Annotated in this window: 21 protein-coding genes; 11 read left to right on the top strand and 10 right to left on the bottom strand. The window is 70.8% G+C overall.

The genetic code is table 11. The features are described from left to right. Positions 1–7: 7 nt before the first annotated feature. From OG470_RS29250 to OG470_RS29260, 3 genes are all read right to left on the bottom strand, one after another. Positions 8–850: an SAM-dependent methyltransferase gene (locus OG470_RS29250; protein ID WP_328417414.1), complete on the bottom strand. Its 843-nt coding sequence runs from the start codon at positions 848–850 to the stop codon at positions 8–10. 107 nt (positions 851–957) lie between these two features. Then, entirely contained in the window at positions 958–1,839 is an 882-nt protein-coding gene (locus tag OG470_RS29255) for a helix-turn-helix domain-containing protein (RefSeq protein ID WP_386992541.1), read from the bottom strand. A 146-nt stretch (positions 1,840–1,985) separates the two neighbouring features. Beyond that, positions 1,986–2,225 carry a DUF397 domain-containing protein gene (locus tag OG470_RS29260; RefSeq protein WP_328417417.1) on the bottom strand — a complete coding sequence of 80 codons (240 nt, stop codon included), beginning with the start codon at positions 2,223–2,225 and terminating at the stop codon, positions 1,986–1,988. Between the two features lie 267 nt (positions 2,226–2,492). Between OG470_RS29260 and OG470_RS29265 the strand changes: the two genes are divergently transcribed. Continuing rightward, positions 2,493–3,143 carry a GGDEF domain-containing protein gene (locus tag OG470_RS29265; protein WP_328417419.1) on the top strand — a complete coding sequence of 217 codons (651 nt, stop codon included), beginning with the start codon at positions 2,493–2,495 and terminating at the stop codon, positions 3,141–3,143. 24 nt (positions 3,144–3,167) lie between these two features. On the opposite strand, the gene OG470_RS29270 is transcribed toward OG470_RS29265, so the two are convergent. The 3 genes from OG470_RS29270 to OG470_RS29280 all read right to left on the bottom strand — a co-directional run bounded on the left by OG470_RS29270 (position 3,168) and on the right by OG470_RS29280 (position 5,078). After that, positions 3,168–4,181 (bottom strand): phosphotransferase enzyme family protein, encoded by a 1,014-nt coding sequence (locus OG470_RS29270; protein WP_328417421.1) that lies wholly within the window; start codon positions 4,179–4,181, stop codon positions 3,168–3,170. A 95-nt stretch (positions 4,182–4,276) separates the two neighbouring features. Next, on the bottom strand, positions 4,277–4,750 hold the full coding sequence (locus OG470_RS29275) for an SRPBCC family protein (RefSeq protein ID WP_328417423.1): 474 nt from the start codon (positions 4,748–4,750) through the stop codon (positions 4,277–4,279). Further along, positions 4,734–5,078, bottom strand: coding sequence for an ArsR/SmtB family transcription factor (locus OG470_RS29280; protein WP_328417425.1), 345 nt, complete (start codon positions 5,076–5,078; stop codon positions 4,734–4,736). The genes OG470_RS29275 and OG470_RS29280 overlap by 17 nt, the downstream gene beginning before the upstream one ends. Positions 5,079–5,240: 162 nt before the next feature. On the opposite strand from OG470_RS29280, the gene OG470_RS29285 reads away from it, so the two are divergent. Next, the gene (locus tag OG470_RS29285) at positions 5,241–5,681 is read left to right on the top strand and encodes a hypothetical protein (RefSeq protein ID WP_328417427.1); all 441 of its coding nucleotides are present in this window, start codon (positions 5,241–5,243) and stop codon (positions 5,679–5,681) included. Between the two features lie 22 nt (positions 5,682–5,703). Here OG470_RS29285 and OG470_RS29290 read toward each other — a convergent pair whose 3' ends face one another. Next, positions 5,704–6,195: a type II toxin-antitoxin system PemK/MazF family toxin gene (locus tag OG470_RS29290; protein ID WP_328417429.1), complete on the bottom strand. Its 492-nt coding sequence runs from the start codon at positions 6,193–6,195 to the stop codon at positions 5,704–5,706. A gap of 94 nt (positions 6,196–6,289) precedes the next feature. Here OG470_RS29290 and OG470_RS29295 point away from each other — a divergent pair, with 94 nt between their 5' ends. The 3 genes from OG470_RS29295 to OG470_RS29305 are packed head-to-tail and all read left to right on the top strand — an operon-like array spanning position 6,290 to position 8,524. Beyond that, positions 6,290–6,721: an OsmC family protein gene (locus OG470_RS29295; RefSeq protein WP_328417430.1), complete on the top strand. Its 432-nt coding sequence runs from the start codon at positions 6,290–6,292 to the stop codon at positions 6,719–6,721. After that, positions 6,714–7,229 (top strand): NUDIX hydrolase, encoded by a 516-nt coding sequence (locus OG470_RS29300; protein WP_328417431.1) that lies wholly within the window; start codon positions 6,714–6,716, stop codon positions 7,227–7,229. Before OG470_RS29295 ends, OG470_RS29300 begins: the two co-directional genes overlap by 8 nt. A gap of 50 nt (positions 7,230–7,279) precedes the next feature. Further along, on the top strand, positions 7,280–8,524 hold the full coding sequence (locus tag OG470_RS29305) for a hypothetical protein (RefSeq protein ID WP_328417433.1): 1,245 nt from the start codon (positions 7,280–7,282) through the stop codon (positions 8,522–8,524). A 76-nt stretch (positions 8,525–8,600) separates the two neighbouring features. On the opposite strand, the gene OG470_RS29310 is transcribed toward OG470_RS29305, so the two are convergent. Together OG470_RS29310 and OG470_RS29315 are read right to left on the bottom strand one after the other, a co-directional pair. After that, the gene (locus OG470_RS29310) at positions 8,601–9,089 is read right to left on the bottom strand and encodes a YcxB family protein (RefSeq protein ID WP_328417435.1); all 489 of its coding nucleotides are present in this window, start codon (positions 9,087–9,089) and stop codon (positions 8,601–8,603) included. Between the two features lie 155 nt (positions 9,090–9,244). Further along, complete coding sequence (locus tag OG470_RS29315; RefSeq protein ID WP_328417437.1) at positions 9,245–10,234, bottom strand: ATP-grasp domain-containing protein; 990 nt, start codon at positions 10,232–10,234, stop codon at positions 9,245–9,247. Between the two features lie 91 nt (positions 10,235–10,325). On the opposite strand from OG470_RS29315, the gene OG470_RS29320 reads away from it, so the two are divergent. The 3 genes from OG470_RS29320 to OG470_RS29330 all read left to right on the top strand — a co-directional run bounded on the left by OG470_RS29320 (position 10,326) and on the right by OG470_RS29330 (position 12,802). Next, positions 10,326–10,916, top strand: coding sequence for a DinB family protein (locus tag OG470_RS29320; protein ID WP_328417438.1), 591 nt, complete (start codon positions 10,326–10,328; stop codon positions 10,914–10,916). Positions 10,917–11,201: 285 nt separating this feature from the next. Continuing rightward, positions 11,202–11,588 carry a YciI family protein gene (locus OG470_RS29325; protein WP_328417439.1) on the top strand — a complete coding sequence of 129 codons (387 nt, stop codon included), beginning with the start codon at positions 11,202–11,204 and terminating at the stop codon, positions 11,586–11,588. Next, positions 11,588–12,802 (top strand): RNA polymerase sigma factor, encoded by a 1,215-nt coding sequence (locus OG470_RS29330; RefSeq protein WP_328417441.1) that lies wholly within the window; start codon positions 11,588–11,590, stop codon positions 12,800–12,802. Before OG470_RS29325 ends, OG470_RS29330 begins: the two co-directional genes overlap by 1 nt. 81 nt (positions 12,803–12,883) lie before the next feature. Here OG470_RS29330 and OG470_RS29335 read toward each other — a convergent pair whose 3' ends face one another. Beyond that, positions 12,884–13,609 carry a TetR/AcrR family transcriptional regulator C-terminal domain-containing protein gene (locus tag OG470_RS29335; RefSeq protein ID WP_328417443.1) on the bottom strand — a complete coding sequence of 242 codons (726 nt, stop codon included), beginning with the start codon at positions 13,607–13,609 and terminating at the stop codon, positions 12,884–12,886. Positions 13,610–13,637: 28 nt separating this feature from the next. Between OG470_RS29335 and OG470_RS29340 the strand changes: the two genes are divergently transcribed. From OG470_RS29340 to OG470_RS29350, 3 genes are all read left to right on the top strand, one after another. After that, the gene (locus tag OG470_RS29340; RefSeq protein WP_328417445.1) at positions 13,638–14,762 is read left to right on the top strand and encodes an FAD-dependent oxidoreductase; all 1,125 of its coding nucleotides are present in this window, start codon (positions 13,638–13,640) and stop codon (positions 14,760–14,762) included. 96 nt (positions 14,763–14,858) lie between these two features. Beyond that, complete coding sequence (locus OG470_RS29345) at positions 14,859–15,521, top strand: HEAT repeat domain-containing protein (RefSeq protein WP_328426676.1); 663 nt, start codon at positions 14,859–14,861, stop codon at positions 15,519–15,521. Between the two features lie 6 nt (positions 15,522–15,527). Next, on the top strand, positions 15,528–16,532 hold the full coding sequence (locus OG470_RS29350) for a HEAT repeat domain-containing protein (RefSeq protein WP_328417446.1): 1,005 nt from the start codon (positions 15,528–15,530) through the stop codon (positions 16,530–16,532). Positions 16,533–16,540: the final 8 nt, after the last annotated feature.

Below are 16,540 nucleotides of genomic sequence, written 5' to 3' on the forward strand. Positions count from 1 at the left end.
GACGGGGTCAGGGCAGGCGGGCCACCGCGCCGTACATGCTCACCTCGGTCGCCGAGGGGCGCGGCTGCGGCTCGCTCTCGGCCCGCCACTCGGCGACCGAGGTGATGCCCGGCTCGACCACGTCGAGGTCGGTGAAGAAGCCGGTGAACTCGGCCCGGGTGCGCAGGTTGATCAGCCCGTGCGGGCCGCCGCCCCTGGCCGCCGCCCTGGCCTCCTCGGCGACCTGCGGGGGCAGGTACTCGTGGGTGGCGTGAGAGGCGGCCAGGTAGCTGCCGGCCGGCAGCGCGTCGAGCAGCCGCCGCACCAGCGCGTACGGGTCGTCGCCATCCGGCACGAAGTGCAGGACGGCCACCAGCATGAGCCCGACCGGCCGCGACAGGTCGATGGTGCGCAGCATCTCCGGATGGGTGAGAATCCGCTCGGGGTCGCGCAGGTCGGCGTCGATGTAGGCGGTGGCGCCGTCGGCGGAACTGGTCAGCAGCGCGCGGGCGTGGGCGAGCACGATCGGGTCGTTGTCCACATAGACCACCCGGGACTCCGGCGCGATGCCCTGGGCGACCTCGTGGGTGTTGTCGGCGGTCGGAATGCCGGTGCCGATGTCGAGGAACTGCCGGATGCCGGCCTCGCGGGCCAGGTAGCCCACCGCCCGCCCGAGAAAGCGGCGATTCTCCAGTGCGGAGATGCGGATGGTCGGGAACGAGGCCGCCATGGCGTCGCCGGACTCCCGGTCGGCCTCGAAGTTGTCCTTGCCGCCCAGCCAGTAGTTGTAGCGGCGGGCCGGGTGGGGCACCGAGGTGTCGATCCGGTCGCTCGGTACGCCGGCCGTCGCGCCGGGAGCATCGGTGGTCAAGGCTGCCTCCGCGAGTCGGCGCGCATCGACCGACATCATCTGTCCACTGTCACCGGTCGCCGACCATGTTAGTGGCACCCAGGCCCGGGCACCGCCCCGGTCGCCGGTCACGCTGGATAGAGATCCTCCAGCAGCCGTCCGAGGATCTCCGGGGTGCGCTCCGGCGGCTCGGCCTCGACGCACAGCCGCTCCATCGCCACCGCGTAGTAGTCCAGGTCGTCTCGCTTGTCCAGGTAGATGGCACTGGTGAGCTGTTCGATGTAGACGATGTCGGGCAGCTCCGGGTCACCGAAGCGCAGGATGGTGAACGCTCCCCCGGCGGCGGCGTGGCCACCGGCGGCGAACGGGATGACCTGGAGGCGGATGTTCGGCGACTTGGTCGCCTCGATCAGCGCGGTCAACTGGTCGCGCATCACCTCGGCGCCGCCGATCGGGCGGCGCAGCGCCGCCTCGTCCACCACGGCCCAGAGCTGTGGCGGGTGCTCCCGGTGGAGCAACTGCTGGCGCTGCAGTCGCAGGGCGACCCGCCGGTCGATCTCGGCCGAGCCGGCCGCGCCGTGCCCGAGCAGCACCACCGCGCGGGCGTACTCCCGGGTCTGCAGCAGGCCGGGCACGAACTGCACCTCGTAGCTGCGGATCAGCGCGGCCGCCGCCTCCAGCCCCAGGTACGACTGGAACCAGGTGGGCAGGACGTCGCCGTAGCGGTGCCACCAGCCGGGGCTGTTGGCGTCCCGGGCGAGTTTGAGCAGCGCCTCCCGCTCCTGCTCGTCGGTGACCCCGTAGAGGGTGAGCAGGTCCGACACGTCGCGTTCCTTGAACCCGACCCGGCCCAGCTCCATCCGACTGATCTTGGATTCGGAGGCCCGGATCTCCCAGCCGGCGCCCTCCCGCGTCACCCCGCTGGACTCCCGCAGCCGGCGCAGCTGGGCACCGAGCAGGATGCGCAGCACGGTTGGCCCGGTTGTCGGGCCGCCCTCGGCGGGAACCATCGTCACGTGCGGACCTCCGGATACCGATCCACGCGGTCGGGCACCCCGGCCCGACCGACGTGTAAGCATGCCATGGACCGACAGTGAGATGAACTCCTCCGGACCGGTGAATCAGTCCCGTCGCCGGGATGGTCCATCGGCAACGCTCAGTTGATCAGATGGTCGAAGTCGCCATCCCGAGCGCCGAGCACGAAGGCCGCGATCTCATCCACCGTGTAGATCAGCGCCGGCCCCTCCGGATGTCGCGAGTTGCGGACCGCGATGCCCGCTCCGCCGGGCAGTTCGGCGAGTTCGACACAGTTCCCGCTGGGGTTGCTGCGGCGACTCTTCTTCCAGCTCAGCGGAGGCAACTGATGGATCGGAACGCCATTCGGAGGCTGCTGCATGAGGGCGTCTTTCTGCTCACGAGCCCGCCGATGCCCGTGGGAGGAGCGGTGACGGCGAGGGGTGCGGTATCGACATTGGACGGTGCTGCACGTGCATCTGCTATTGCATCTGCACCGGACGGCGAGCATGATAACGCACGTGAACGGTGCCCATCCGTTTACGTTGAGTTACCCGAATGGGGCAACCATCAGGAGAAACTGGGCCCGACGCGGCGTGCGCGCCGCGCCGGCCGAGGGCTGGAGGCGGTCGCGGCGATGGGAGTGTTCGTGCCGGATCCGATGAGTGTCGCCTCCGGCATCTGCGCCGCGGGCGCGCTGCTCTCCTCCTGGCAGCTCCGCCGACGGGCGCTGCGCGCCGAGGCCGAGATCGAGCACCTCCAGGCCGAGCTCGCCGCCGAGCGGCACGCCGCCAGCCACGACCCGCTCACCGGGCTGCCCAACCGGCGCGCCTTCTACCGGCTCGCGGCCACCCTGCTCACCGACGCGGCCGGGCAGCCGTTGATCGCCATCGTGCTCGACCTGGACGACTTCAAGCAGATCAACGACCGGTACGGGCACGCCGCCGGCGACCAGGTGCTGATCTGCGTGGCCGAGCGGCTGGCCGGGTTCGCTGGCGACAACCTCGTCGCCCGCCTCGGCGGGGACGAGTTCGCCGGGCTGCTCGCCAGCCCGACCGTCGATCGGCGCTGGATCGAGCACGCCACCCGGCGGCTCAGCGAGACCCTCGCCGCCCCGATCCGACTGACCGGATGCAGCGTCCAGGTGACCGCCTCGGTTGGTCTCGCCCCGGTGACCGGCCCGGCCCAGCTCACCGATGCGCTCAGCCGCGCCGACGCGGCCATGTACCAGGCGAAAAGTCTCGGCGGCAGCAGGTCACCCCGGCAGCTCGTCGACATCGCACGTGTGGCCGAGTGCTGACCGGTCGGGGATCCGCGGGTGGGGTCAACGCACCTGGTCGAGGTCGCGCAGTGCCGCGTCGGCGAGGGTGACCAGGCCGACCGGCGACACCAACCCTCGCACGATCCCCGCTGACCGTGCCCGGTCGGCCGCGCTCGCGCCGGTGTCCAACGCCTGGCGGGTCCAGTCGCTCAGGTCGTCGAGCGCGCGGACCGCGAGGAACCAGGCCAGGCGGGCCGGGTCGACGTCGACCCGGCCGTAGCCGGCGAGGACGGCCATCTCCTGCTCGGCGGTGATCGGTGCGAAGGCGAGCACCCCGCCGATGACGAACATCAGGTCACACTCGGGCGGGGCGAGCACCGCGTCGTCCCAGTCGATCAGCCAGACCTGCCCGTCCGGGCCGAGCAGCAGATTGCCCAGGTGCGGGTCACCGTGGCAGACCACGACTGGCCCGGCCGGGTCGGCGGCGCGGCGCTCGACCTCGCGGGTCAGGGCCGACACCCGGTCGGCCACCGCGGACCAGACGCCCGCCAGCTCGGCCAGCAGCGGGCCGGCGGGGTCGGCCGGGTCCGGGTCGCGCAACCGCTCGGCCATCGCGCGGGTCCCGGCCACGATCGCCGGGTACGCCGCGCCACCGGCCGGCAGCAGCCGCATCAGCTCGTCGGTCACCGGCACCGCGTGCACCGCGGCCAGCAGTTCGCCGTACGTGCGCCAGTGCGCCTCGGTCATCGGGCCGTCGAGCGCCCGATGGTCGGAGACCCAGGGCACCACCGAGAGGCGGCGGCCGTCGCGGTCACCGCACAGCCGCCCGTCGCGGGTACGCAACGGCGCGGGAATGCCCGGCACCCCCTGCCCGGCCAGGTGCGCCGTCACGACGAGGCCGGCCGGGGTGCCGGCACCGCTCAGCTTGACCGCGTACCGGGTGCCGTCGGCGGCTCGCGCCAGCCACAGCCGGGCGTGCTGGTCGGCACCGTGGGTCACCTCGTCCATCGTGGTCAGGTCGAGGCCGAAGTCCGCGCGGATCCAGCCGACCACGTGCCGCGACGCGTCCTCGATCATGCGGACACCCTGCCATCGGCCGGGCCGCCGGCCCATCGAATTTAGACCGGCGCCGGCCCGAGCGTCGCCGCGCGCGGCACCCGGGCCCGACCGGCTCAGCGCAGCGTGGCGAGGTGCCGGTCCAGTGCGGCGTACGACTCGGCGGCGCCCTGCGCCATGCCGGAATCGGCCATGCCGTCGCGCTGCTCCTTGGTGTCGAACCGGGTCGTGCTGGTGATCACGGTGCCGCCGTCGCCCTCGGTGAAGACGATCGTCTCCACCGCCACCTGGCCCGGCATGCCCTCGAACTCGAAGGTCTGCACGATCCGCTCCGGTGCGGCGATCTCCCGGAACTCGCCGCGGAACGCGTAGTCGTTGCCGTCCTCGGCGTGTTCGACGAAGCGGTAGCTGCCGCCCTCCCGGAAGTCGATCTCGATGTCCAGCGGGTTGCCCCGCCCCCACCACTGCCTCAGGTGCTCGGCCTGGGTGTGCGCGGCGAAGACCAGCTCGCGCGGGGCGTCGAAAGAACGGGTGAGGGTGATCTCCCGGTCGGACGGGAGGTCGATCACGAGGTCACGGAGCTCGCTCATCACTGTTCTCCTTCAGATCGCGTAGGTAGTCGTCCAACCTGTCGTAACGGTCGTCCCAGAGCCGGCGGTACTGCTCGACCCATTCAGCAAGCGTGCGCAGCGGGGCCGGGTCGAGCCGGCATCGACGCCACTGCGCCTCACGGGTCCGCACGATCAACCCGGCGCGTTCCAGCACGTTGAGGTGCTTGGAGATCGCCTGCACGCTGATCGGGAACGGCTCCGCCAACTCGTTGACCGTCGCCTCGCCAGCCGCCAGCCGGGCCAGGATGGCCCGCCGGGTCGGATCGGCGAGAGCGGCGAACACCGCGCTGACCGGATCTGTCGTCATTAGTCGCTCTCAACCATCTGGGTTATCAACCGTTGGGTTGAATATACCGCTCACCGGGGTTCCGTCAACCCCGTCAGGAGAAGCCGGTCCGGCACCGGTGTGATTCGGACCGGCGCCGGGGTATGAGTGGCGATCACCGATCGACGGCCGAGAGGAACCGACGTGGCGAGCATCCGCGCCCTCGTTCTCAACTGCACCCTCAAGCCGTCGCCGGTCCCGTCCAGCTCCGAACAGCTCGGTCGGGAGGTGCTGGCCGAACTCACCATGCAGGGTGTGGACGGCGAGATGCTCCGGGTGGTCGACCACGACGTGCAGTTCGGGGTGTCGACGGACGAGGGCGACGGGGACGGCGCGCACCACACCATCGGCCAGGTGCAGCAGGCACTCAACGAGGTCGGGTTCACCTGCGCCGGAGCCGGCGCCACCTACTGGGTCGGCGAGGCGCTGCACACACTGGACTACCAGGATGCCGGCCCCAAGCCCGACACCACCGGCCGCACCACGAAGACGCTGGCACTCAACAGCGCACACCTGGCCCGGCTGCTTGCCGAACAGCCGTACCCGCCGCCGGACGCGAAGGGCGCCGGCCGCGAGCCGGCCTGACGTCAGGTGCCGGGCGGGGCGGTCAGCGCCAGCCGTAGCCGGCGCGCAGGGCCTGCCCGACCCGGTCGAACCGGGGCCGGTCCAGCACGGCTCCTTCGCGGCGGATGCTGTCCTCGCGCATGGTGAGCACCCGGTCCAGCCGGACCCAGCTCGGCCGGTTGTCCCTGTCCCATTCACCGGGCCCGAGCGCGAACCAGTGCCGCTGCCCGTGCCGCTCGCTCTGGCTGGACAGCATCAGCCCGAACAGCGTCCGGCTGTGCCGGCCGACAACCAGCACCGGCCGGTCCTTGCCCTGCCGGGGGTCATCCTCGTACGGCACCCAGGTCCACACGATCTCCCCGGGGTCGGCTTGGCCGTCCCGCTCGGGGGCGTAGGTCAGCTCCCGCCGCTGCAACGCGCTCACCTGGCGCTGGCGGGCCACCTTCGCCGGGGCCGGACCGGACCGCCGGGGCGACGGGATCGCGGCGCCCACCCGTGAGATGCGCGCTGCCACATTCCTCAACAGACCAGCCACGGCGGGCAGCCTACCGGTCCCGCAGCGGCCGTCGAAGCGGGCGGTACTACGGCAGACTGGTGCGCGGCATCGCGACGACGCGGAGGTACGCGCAGTGACCATCGAGGTACGTACCAGGAGTCTGCCCGGGGCGGTTACGGCACTCGGTTCCGCCGGGGCGTACACCCTGGTGGTGGACCGGCCGGTGGACGGCGGCGGTGGCGGGCTCGGGTTCAACGGGGGCCAACTGCTCTACCTCGCGGTCGCCGGCTGCGTCTCCAACGACCTGTTCCGGGAGGCGCGGGCGGCCGGCCTCGACCTGCACCGGGTCGAGGTGACGGTGCGGGGCGACTTCACCGGCGAGCCGGCCGTGTCCACGGAGGTCCGCTACGACGTACGGGTCGAGGGCGACGCCCCGCCGGAGGTGCTCCGGGCACTGGTCGAGCGGGTGGACGCGATCGCCGAGATCCCCAACTCGCTGCGCGGTGGCACCCCCGTACGGCTGGGTCGAACCGAGATCGCCGGCGCCGGGCGTACCGATGACTGAGCTGCCACACGACCTGCCGATCCTGGAGCGGAGCGCGGTGCGGGTGGTGGTCCGCGACGGCGCCGACCGGGTGCTGCTGTTCCACACCCGCGACCCGGACCACCCGCGGCTGGGCACCTGGTGGGAGCTGCCCGGCGGTGGCATGGACCCCGGGGAGACCTACCGCGACACGGCGGTGCGGGAACTGCGGGAGGAGACCGGCATCGCGGTCACCGCCGACCAGGTGGGCCCGCCGACCTGGCGGCGGCGTGCGAGCTTCCTGCACCGCCAACTACGCCACGTCCAGGACGAGGTGGTCGTCGCGGTACGGCTGGACGGCCCCGGTCCGGACGTGGACGAGGCGCAGCGACTCGACTACGAGCTGGAGGACTACTTCGGCTTCCGCTGGTGGCCGCTGCCCGAGGTGGTGGCCAGCTCGGCCCGCTTCTACCCGGGACGGCTCCCCCGGCTGATCACGCCCTTCCTGGCCGGCGAGGAGATCGACGAACCGTTCGAACTGTTCTCGTGAACCGGGTCAGCGAGGATGCCGGACCGAGCGGCGGCGGGCAGAGTGGGGGCATGACGAGCGACCTGCACGGCCCGCTGTCCCGGTACGCCGAGAACCTGCACGCTCAGATCGGCGCCGAGCACCACGTCGCCTCCCCGCTCGGCGCCTGGCTGCTGCTCGCGCTCTCCGCCACGGCGGCGACCGACCCCCGTGCGGTCGACCGCAGAGCGGCCGACGGGTTGGCGGAGGCCCTCGGCACCGACCTGACCAGCGCGGCCGAGGTCGCCCGCGCGCTGCTGGACGCGCCGCATCCGCTGGTCGCGTCCGCCACCGCGCTCTGGCACCGGCCGGGGCAGGGCGACGGGGGACCGTCCGACTGGCGGGCCGCGCTGCCCGCGGCGACCGAGGTCGGCGCGCTACCCGACCAGGCCGGGTTGGACGCCTGGGCGCGTGAGAACACCCTCGGCCTGATCGAGACGTTCCCGCTGCGGGTCGGGCCGGACGTGGTGCTGGCCCTGGCCAGCGCACTGGCCACCCGGATCTCCTGGGCCGACCCGTTCGAGGTCGCCGACGCTGACGCGCTCGGCGTCGACAGTGCCTGGGCGACCAAGCTGCGCCGGGCGCTGCGCAGCCCGGGCCACGGCCACTGGGCCGCCATCGCGACGACCCCGGGGGCCGGTGACCTGATCGTGCACGCCGCGCCAGCCCAGGCGACCGACGGCGCGGGGCTGGTCGTCGTCTCGGTGGCCGCCGCGCCGCAGGTGCCGCCGGCCGAGGTGCTGGCCGCCGCGTACCAGCTCAGCGCCGGCGCGGCCGACGGCGCCGAGCCGGCCGGACGCCGCTCGCTGTTCGACCTACCGCTCGGCGACGCTCCGCTGTGGACGCTGCGCGAGGAGCGGGTACGGACCCGGGCCCGCGACGGCCGAGAGGAGCGACACCGCGCGGTACTCCCCTGCTGGTCGGCCCGGAGCGAGCATGACCTGACGGCTCCGAAACTGGGCTTCCCGGCCGCGTCGGCGACGTTGGCGACCGCGCTGGCCCTGCCGGTGGAGACCTTCGAGGCGCGTCAGGCGGCGATGGCCCGGTTCGGCCGGTACGGCTTCGAGGCGGCGGCAGTGACCGGGATGTTCGGCCTGACCAGCCTGCCGCCGGAGGGCGTCGCCCGCACCGCCGAGTTGCGCTTCGGCCACCCGTACGCGGTGGTCGCGGTCGCCACCGATACCCGGCCGGACGGCACCACCGGGCCCTGGCACGGGGTGCCGGTCTTCTCCGGCTGGGTCGCCGACCCGGAGGAGCTGCCCGAGGCCGACGCCTGAGCCAGGGAGTTCCGTGCGCAGTGACGAAGCGCCGGCGGCCCGCACGCTTTGTCAGCGGCAGATGAGGTCACCGAAACTACAGCAGCCCACGTTTGGCCATATGGGCTCGCAACGTCTCGGCGTCCTCGGCGGACATCAACCGACGTGGGATGACGGTCGCCGGCATCTGGCCGACGTACACGATCCAGAACTCCGGGGTATCCCTTACCTGGGCGACCCCGTCCCAGGCGATGCCGCCGGACTCCGAGCCGCTGCGCATCATGATGTTGTCATCGGTGATGTCGTAGCTGCCCTCGACAGCGTAACGACTGGAGCGGCGCCGGGCGCGCAACCGCACCCACGGCGAGTACAGCAGCGACAGCAGGCCACCCACGACCATCGCAATCCACAGCGGTGAGATCTGCTCGCCCCACGCGAACCCCCGCGAGACGGCCAAACCGATCGCCCCGACCACCGCCAGCGCCGCGCCGATATAGCCGAACCTGCGCAGCCGCACGCTGCTGAGAGCAGCGGCCACGCGACCTGGGTAGGCGGGATCGGCTGGGACGTCAAAACGGATGTGCACGCAAGAACGATAGTGCCCCCACCCGCCGCCCGGGCGGCGCCTGACCTCCGGCCCGCTGGCCGGACGTCGGGGCCGCCCGTGTCAGCGGCAGGTCCGTGCACGAATCTCGTGAGTGCGGTGTCGGTGTGCGAGCCCTCAGTGGCGCTGTTGAGGGGTTAGCGGTTCTCGGTGTCGAGAGCCGCGATCAGCTCGGCAGCCGGGGTACTTTGCGGCCGGTCGCTGACCTGGCCGTCACCGATCTCGACGATTCGCCACTGACCATCGTCACGCAGAGCGAAGTCCGCCGTCACGAACGGCAGGTCCAAGGCCCGCACCGAGGCCTCCACGGCCGACGGGTCGAACTCCGCGGCGGGCTGGTGCTCCGGGGTATCCGGGTGAGCGGTGACCAGACGGCAGAAACCCTCGACCCACCATGTCCGCACCTCCGCACCGACGAACGACTCGAACCGGCGCAGCACAAAGCCGCCGACGTAGGCGTCACCACGCAACTGCCGAAACCGGCTCGCCACCCGCCATGCCGCGTCGCGATCAGCCACGTCCGGGATGAACGACGCCTCGTGCCAATAGTGCTTCATCGACTTGCTGTAGTCGCGCAGCACCGCCGGGCCGGCGCCGAAAGCCGCGCAAGCTTGAAGGAAATCGCGGCGATCGTCGCCGGAGGTCCAGACCGACTCCGGAGTGTGAGCCTCGATCACGGAGTACCAACCAGGAAGCTCATGTGCCCGCCGGTACTGCTCGGGGCCGGTCCGCACGCTCACACCACGACCCGCGAGGGCACCCACCAACGCTGCGTACTGCTCACCTCGCAGCATCCACCCCCGGTAGACCGCATCCGCACCCTCGGGAACCCTGCCGACCGCCGTCCCGTCCGCCTGCCCGCGAACAAAGGCGTCGTGGTCGATCACCGCGACTTCGATCCCGGCCCGACCGGCCGCTTCGGCCTCCTCGGCGAAGTGCTCGTCCGGGCAGCGGGGGCGCAACACATCGGCGGGCACCAGCAACATCATGCGACAACGATCAGCTAAACAGCCGACCAATGCATCCGAGTATCCACCTCCGGCCTGCTCAGCCAGGTCACGTCCGCGCCGTTGAGGCCCGACATCACCGTCTACCCGCGGTAACGGGTGCGCTGGTGGCAGCCCCATCTCACCGCGGCAGATGCTGACCGCTCCAGCCGGGCGCTGATCTTGTAGACGACACCTCGCACGATGGCTTGGATAAGGAAAACTGGCGGGCATGGCTGACTTGGGCGATGCGAAGGCCGCGCTGCACCACTACCTCCAGGCGACTCGCGAAGACCTGATCTGGAAGGTCGACGGGCTGAGCGAACGCGAAGCCAGAATGCCCCGCACTGCGACCGGCAACAACCTACTGGGAGTCCTCAAGCACTGCCTCAATGTCGAAGCCGGCTACTTCGGGCCGACCTTCGGGCGCGAATTCCCGACGCCTGAGGAACTGGTCCCCATGCAGGCGTTCGAGGAGGACCCGCAGGCAGACTGGTACGCGACGGAGGAGGAGACGAAGGATGGACTGATCGACCTGTATCGCCGCGTCGGGGTGTTCGCGGATCAGACGATCCAACAGCTACCGCTCGACGCGCCGGGGCGGGTGCCGTGGTGGCGGCCAGGCAAACAGGCCGTGACGCTGCACAGGATCATCGTCCACGTGACCTGCGACCTCGCTCGTCACGCCGGTCACGCCGACATCATGCGCGAGCAGCACGACACGGCGATCGGCCTGCGGCGGGAGAACACCAGCATCCCCGACGACTATGACTGGCCGGCGTACGTCACCAAGCTGACGAAGCTCGCTGACCGATTCGGATAGCCGTCCGGGTCCGTCGACACCGGCGGTGAGGTCAGCATCCACCGGCGACGTTGCGAGCGGCTGGCGATGTACCGGAGATCCGGGTGAGCGTCGCCGCCCTGCCGAGCTGCGACAATGAGCTTCCTGATCAGCCAGGCGTCCGCGTTGGCCAACGCTCAGGGGCCGGCCTGACGGGCGGGACGCGGGTGGGAAGATTTTTTCCGGGGCCGTGTCGATCCGCGGGCCGCTCGTTCGACGTGTGGGGGCGAGGGCCGAGGGGCGGCCCCGCCGGACGAGGAGAACGCGATGTCGAAGTACCTGCTGATCATGCGGGGCACCGATGAGACGAACGCGGCCATGATGGCTGATCTCGACGAGATGATGGCCACGACCCGCCAGTTCATCGAGGACATGATGAAGGCCGACGTTCTCGTCGCGGCGGAAGGGCTGGACGATCCGGGCCAGGGCGTCGTGGTCGACTTCAGCGGCGAGGCGCCGGTGGTCACGGACGGGCCGTACGGCGAGACCAAGGAACTGTTCGGTGGCTACTTCCTGCTCGATGTCGCCACGAAACAGGAGGCGGTCGAGTGGGCCAAGCGGGTCCCGGCGGTCCGCGGGTCCAAGATCGAGGTCCGGCGGGTGGCCGAGGCCGACGAGGTCCCGCAGGGCGGCGAGAGCAACGGCCAGATCTGATGGCTACGGCCGACGTCGAGGCCGTCTGGCGGATCGAGTCGGCCCGGATCGTCGCCGCGCTGACCCGATTCACCGGCGATTTCGGGCTGGCCGAGGACGCGGCCCAGGAGGCGGTGGCTGAGGCGCTGGTGTCGTGGCCGCGTGCCGCTCCGGCCAATCCGGCCGGCTGGCTGATGGCCACGGCCCGGCGGCGGGCGATCGACGCGATCCGCCGCCGGGCCGCCCTCCAGCACCGATACGCCCTGCTGGCGGCCGACCCCGCGGTCGACGAAGAAGTCGACCCCGACAAGATCGACGACGACATCCTGGCGCTGATGTTCGTCAGCTGCCACCCGGTGCTCTCCCCGGAGGCCCGGGTGGCGCTGACCCTGCGCGTGGTCGGCGGCCTGTCCAGCGAGGAGATCGCCCGCGCGTTCCTCGTACCCGTGCCGACCGTGCAGGCCCGCATCACCCGGGGCAAGAAGACGATCGCGGCGGCCGGGGTGCCGTTCGAACTGCCGGCGGCCGGCGAGCGCCGGGAACGGCTGGGCGGCGTGCTCAGCGTCCTCTACGTGATCTTCACCGAGGGGTCGACGGCCACGTCGGGCGGCCGGCTGCTGCGCCCCGACCTCGCGTACGAGGCGATCCGGCTGGCCCGCACGCTGGCCGCGCTGCAGCCGGACGAGCCGGAGGTGCACGGCCTGCTCGCGCTGTGCGAGCTGACGGCCGCGCGCTTCCCGGCCCGGACCGGCCCGGACGGCTCGCCGGTCCTACTCGAGGACCAGGACCGGCGGCTCTGGGACTTCCCGGCGATCCGCCGTGGGCTGGCCGCGCTGGCCAAGGCATCGACTCGCGGCCTCGGCCCCTACGGTCTGCAGGCCGCGATCGCCGCCACCCACGCGTCGGCACCCTCGGTCGAGGAGACCAACTGGGACCGGATCGTGGTGCTCTACGAGGCGCTCGGCCGGGTCGCGCCCTCCCCGCTGGTCGAGCTCAACCGGGCTGTCGCCGTGGCCATGGCCTCGGGTCCAGCGCAAGCCCTGGCCATAGTGGACGAGCTGATCGCCTCGGACCGGCTCCCCGGTTCGCATCTGGTTCCCACCGTGCGCGGTGAGCTGCTGACCCGCCTCGGCCGGCGACCGGAGGCACGCGCCGAGCTGGAGCTGGCGGCCCGGCTGTGCGCCAACCAGCGCGAACGCTCAGTGCTGCTGCGGAAGGCAGCCGCGCTGGGCTGACTTCCCCAGCTCGGTCAGCCAGGATCCGAGCAGATGCGTTGTTTCCCTCCCCGCTTCGGCCGCTGGCCTCGGAGCAGTTGGTCACGCGCGGGGATGGCTGGTGATGCCGTCCAAGACGGTGGTCAGGTTGTGGTTGAAGGTTTCCTCGGCGTTGAGGTGGGCGCCGTCGATGACGAGCCGGGCGACCGTGGGGTACCGGCCGGTTTCCAACATGCGGGTGAGGTAGGGGCCGAGGCTGGCCTTCCAGGCGGCTTCATCGGTGCCGGTGGAACGGGCGGTGCGTCGCTCGGTGACCTCTCTGCGGACCGCTCCGATGATGAAGGCGTTGAGGGCGCTCAAAGCCCGCTGGAGATCGTCGATGCCGCGCACGCTGGGGGCCTGGCTCAGCGCCGCCGCGGTCGCTTCACCCACGGCGAGCGCGTGAGGTCCCAAGTGTGGCCTCCCGCCGAGCAGATCGGAAAACCACTCATGATCAAGGGCGGCGTCGCGGGTCGCGTGGGCGACGGCCAGTACCGTGGCGCGCCACTCGGAGTGCCGGCCGACCTCGGCGATCCGGGCATAGACGACGTCGACCATCAGATCGAGCAGTTCGGATCTGTTGGTCACGTAGTCGTAGAGCCGCATCGGGCCGACCCCCAGCTCTTTGCCGATCTTGCGAAGCGACAGTCCGTCGAGGCCGTGCACGTCGGCTAGCCGAATCGCCGTAGCGGCGATCTTCTCGCGGCTCAACGGCACCGGCGCCGCTCGCGGCTGGGGCTCGGGCCGTTCCCAAACGGGCATCGGCGCGCTACCGTACGGCGTATCCATGAATACAGCGTACGCTAAGGGGACGAAGATGAGAATCGCGATTGCCGGTGGCGGCCTTGGCGGGCTGACGCTGGCACGGATCCTGCATCGGCACGGCATCGATGCGGTGGTGTACGAGCGCGAGGCAAGCCGATCCGCGCGATCGCAAGGCGGCACGCTCGACCTGCACCCGGAGTCCGGGCAACGGGCCCTGGCCGAGGCGGGCCTCACCGGCCGGTTCCGGTCGGAGGCGCGGCCCGAGGGCGAGGAACATCGCATCGTCGACCCGACCGGACGGACCCTGGTACACCATGAGCCGCAACCTGGCTCATTCTCCGGACGTCCCGAGATTGACCGGAGCGTACTGCGTGATCTTCTGCTCGATTCGCTCCCCAGCGGCGCGGTTGCGTGGCGACACCGGCTTGTCGCAGCGACGCCACGACCTGACGGAGGCTGGGGACTCACGTTCGACGGCGGCCAAAAAATCGACTGCGACATCCTCATCGGTGCCGACGGCGCGCGCTCGGTCGTCCGGTCGCTGCTGACCGACGCGGAAACATCCTATGTGGCCACCTTTGCGGAGCTGAACATCTGCGACGTCGACCGGCGCCATCCCGATCTCGCCGAGCTGGTCGGCCCCGGGAACCTGTGGTGCGTCGGGGTGAATCAGATCCTGGCAGCGCAACGCATCGGCGATGGCAGCCTCCGCGTCGGGATCTCGCTGCGCGCAGAGGATCGCCCGATCGACACATATCGCAGCAAGCGTGCCCTGCTGGACATGTTCGGTGGCTGGCACCCACGCCTCACCGCACTCATCGAGGCCGGCGACAGCGCGCCGACGCCGCGCAGGATCGAAGCGATGCCCATTGGTACGCGCTGGTCCAGCCGGCCGGGTATCACCCTCATCGGCGACGCCGCGCACCTCATGCCGCCGGTCGGCGAGGGCGCCAACCAGGCCATGCTCGACGCCGCCGAACTCGCCAGCCGACTCGCCGCCAACCCCGCCGACCCGGCCTCGGCAATTCAGGCGTACGAGGAGGCGATGTTCAGCAGGATCCACCCGATCGCCGAAATGTCCGCACGAGTCCAGGCGATGATGCTGTCCCCCACCGCAGCGGAAGACATCATCCGCTTCTTCACGCCCCGGCCCGCCGAACCGGCACCCGCAGACTGAGAACGCGCTGCGCCTGGCCATCGCACGGGATGGTCCCGCTTGACCTTGACACAGTGACAAGCTCTTCACTCTGTCAGGGAGGTGGTCCCGATGACCATGCCGAACGAGGACACGGACGCGATGCGAGCTCTCCAGGGGCTGGCGAACAGCGGCTCGTCGGTGCGGCTGCGGGCAGCGCTGGCGGTCGGCACGAACCCTGACCCCCGGTTCATCGACAAGCTCATCGAACGATGCGCGATCGAGCCCGACTTTCACGTACGCGAGATGCTGACGTGGGCACTCATCCGACACTCGTCAGCAGTGACGGTCCCAAGACTCATGGACGAACTTCGCTCGGAGCGTGCGCAGGCACGAAGCCAGGCGTTGCACACGCTGTCCAAGATCGGGGATCGGCAGGCGTGGCCAGCGATAACACGGGCGCTGCTGACCGACGCCGACGACGAGGTGGCGCGGAGCGCCTGGCGAGCAGCGGTCGTACTCGTGCCCGAAGGTGAAGAGCCCGAGTTGACCGGAGTGCTGTCGACACAGCTCGGGCGCGGCAACCGTGAGACGCAGTTGAGCCTCAGCCGGGCGCTGATCGCGCTCGGTGAGGTGATCATGCCGACCCTGCGCGCCGCGATGACGGATCTCGACCCTCGCGTACGCGCGCACGCGATCGCCACGGAAGGGCTGTTGCGCGACCCGGATGCCGGATTCGAGTTCGCGATCGAGGAGGCGAAGCGCGTCGTAGCCCTCGGCAGGGCCGGCCAGGAGGGGTGACAGGCAGTGTTGATCGGTGAGGTGGCGCGACGGTCCGGGGTCAGCGCCCGGATGCTCAGGCACTACGACTCGCTCGGCCTGGTGCGGCCGACGGGTCGTACCAACGCTGGCTATCGGGAGTACTCCAGCGAGGACATCCGGCGGATCTTCCATATCGAGAGCCTGCGGTCATTGGGGCTGTCGCTGCGTGAGGTCGGGCGCGCGCTCGATGATCCCGGCTTCACGCCGTCCGAGCTCGTCGATGACCTCATCCGCCAGACGCGAAAGCGCATCGCAGATGAGACGGAGCTGCTCACCCGACTCGGTCGGATCGGTGCCGCGGAACCCGCCGGCTGGGAGGACGTCCTCCAGGTCGTTGCCCTCCTCCAGGCACTGGGGTCGGAGAGTGCCGGGAAGCGCCAGCGCGCGGCCTTGTCCGCAGTCGAGGAGGTTCCGGTACCAGTGGAGGCACTGGTCGAGGCAGCACTGAGCGAGACGGACCCGAACGTCGCCGGAGCCCTTCGATGGGCTCTGGCGCAATCGGGGGGTGGCGGATTGGCACTGCTGGCGGAGGGCCTCGGCTCACCCGTGGCCGAGGTGCGGAAGCGTGCCGTCCAGTCCATCGCCGAGATCCCGAACGGTGACGCGACCGCACTGCTGCGGGACGCCCTCGCGAGCTCCGACATCGTGGTCCGCAGGTATGCAGCTCTGGCGCTCGGGGCACGTGGAGTAGCCGACGCGGTCCCGACGCTCATCGACATGGTCGTCGAGGAGACGAATGACGTCGATGCAGCCGACGCATTGAGCGCGCTGGCGAGTGACCCCGCGTTAGCGGATCAGATCGCTACCAGGCTCGTTGACCGCCTCGCCCACGGCACGGGTGAATCGTCTGCCCGTCGACGGCTGACACAGGCGCTCGCGGACATCCCGGGGATCACGACCGCACGGGCCCTCGCAGATCTGTCACATGACGAAGACCGTGCCGTTGCGCTTACTGCGACATACATTCTGAAGCTGCGCGACGCGCGGTAACGGACCGT

The sequence above is a fragment of the Micromonospora sp. NBC_00389 genome (genome assembly GCF_036059255.1).
GTDB lineage: Bacteria > Actinomycetota > Actinomycetes > Mycobacteriales > Micromonosporaceae > Micromonospora.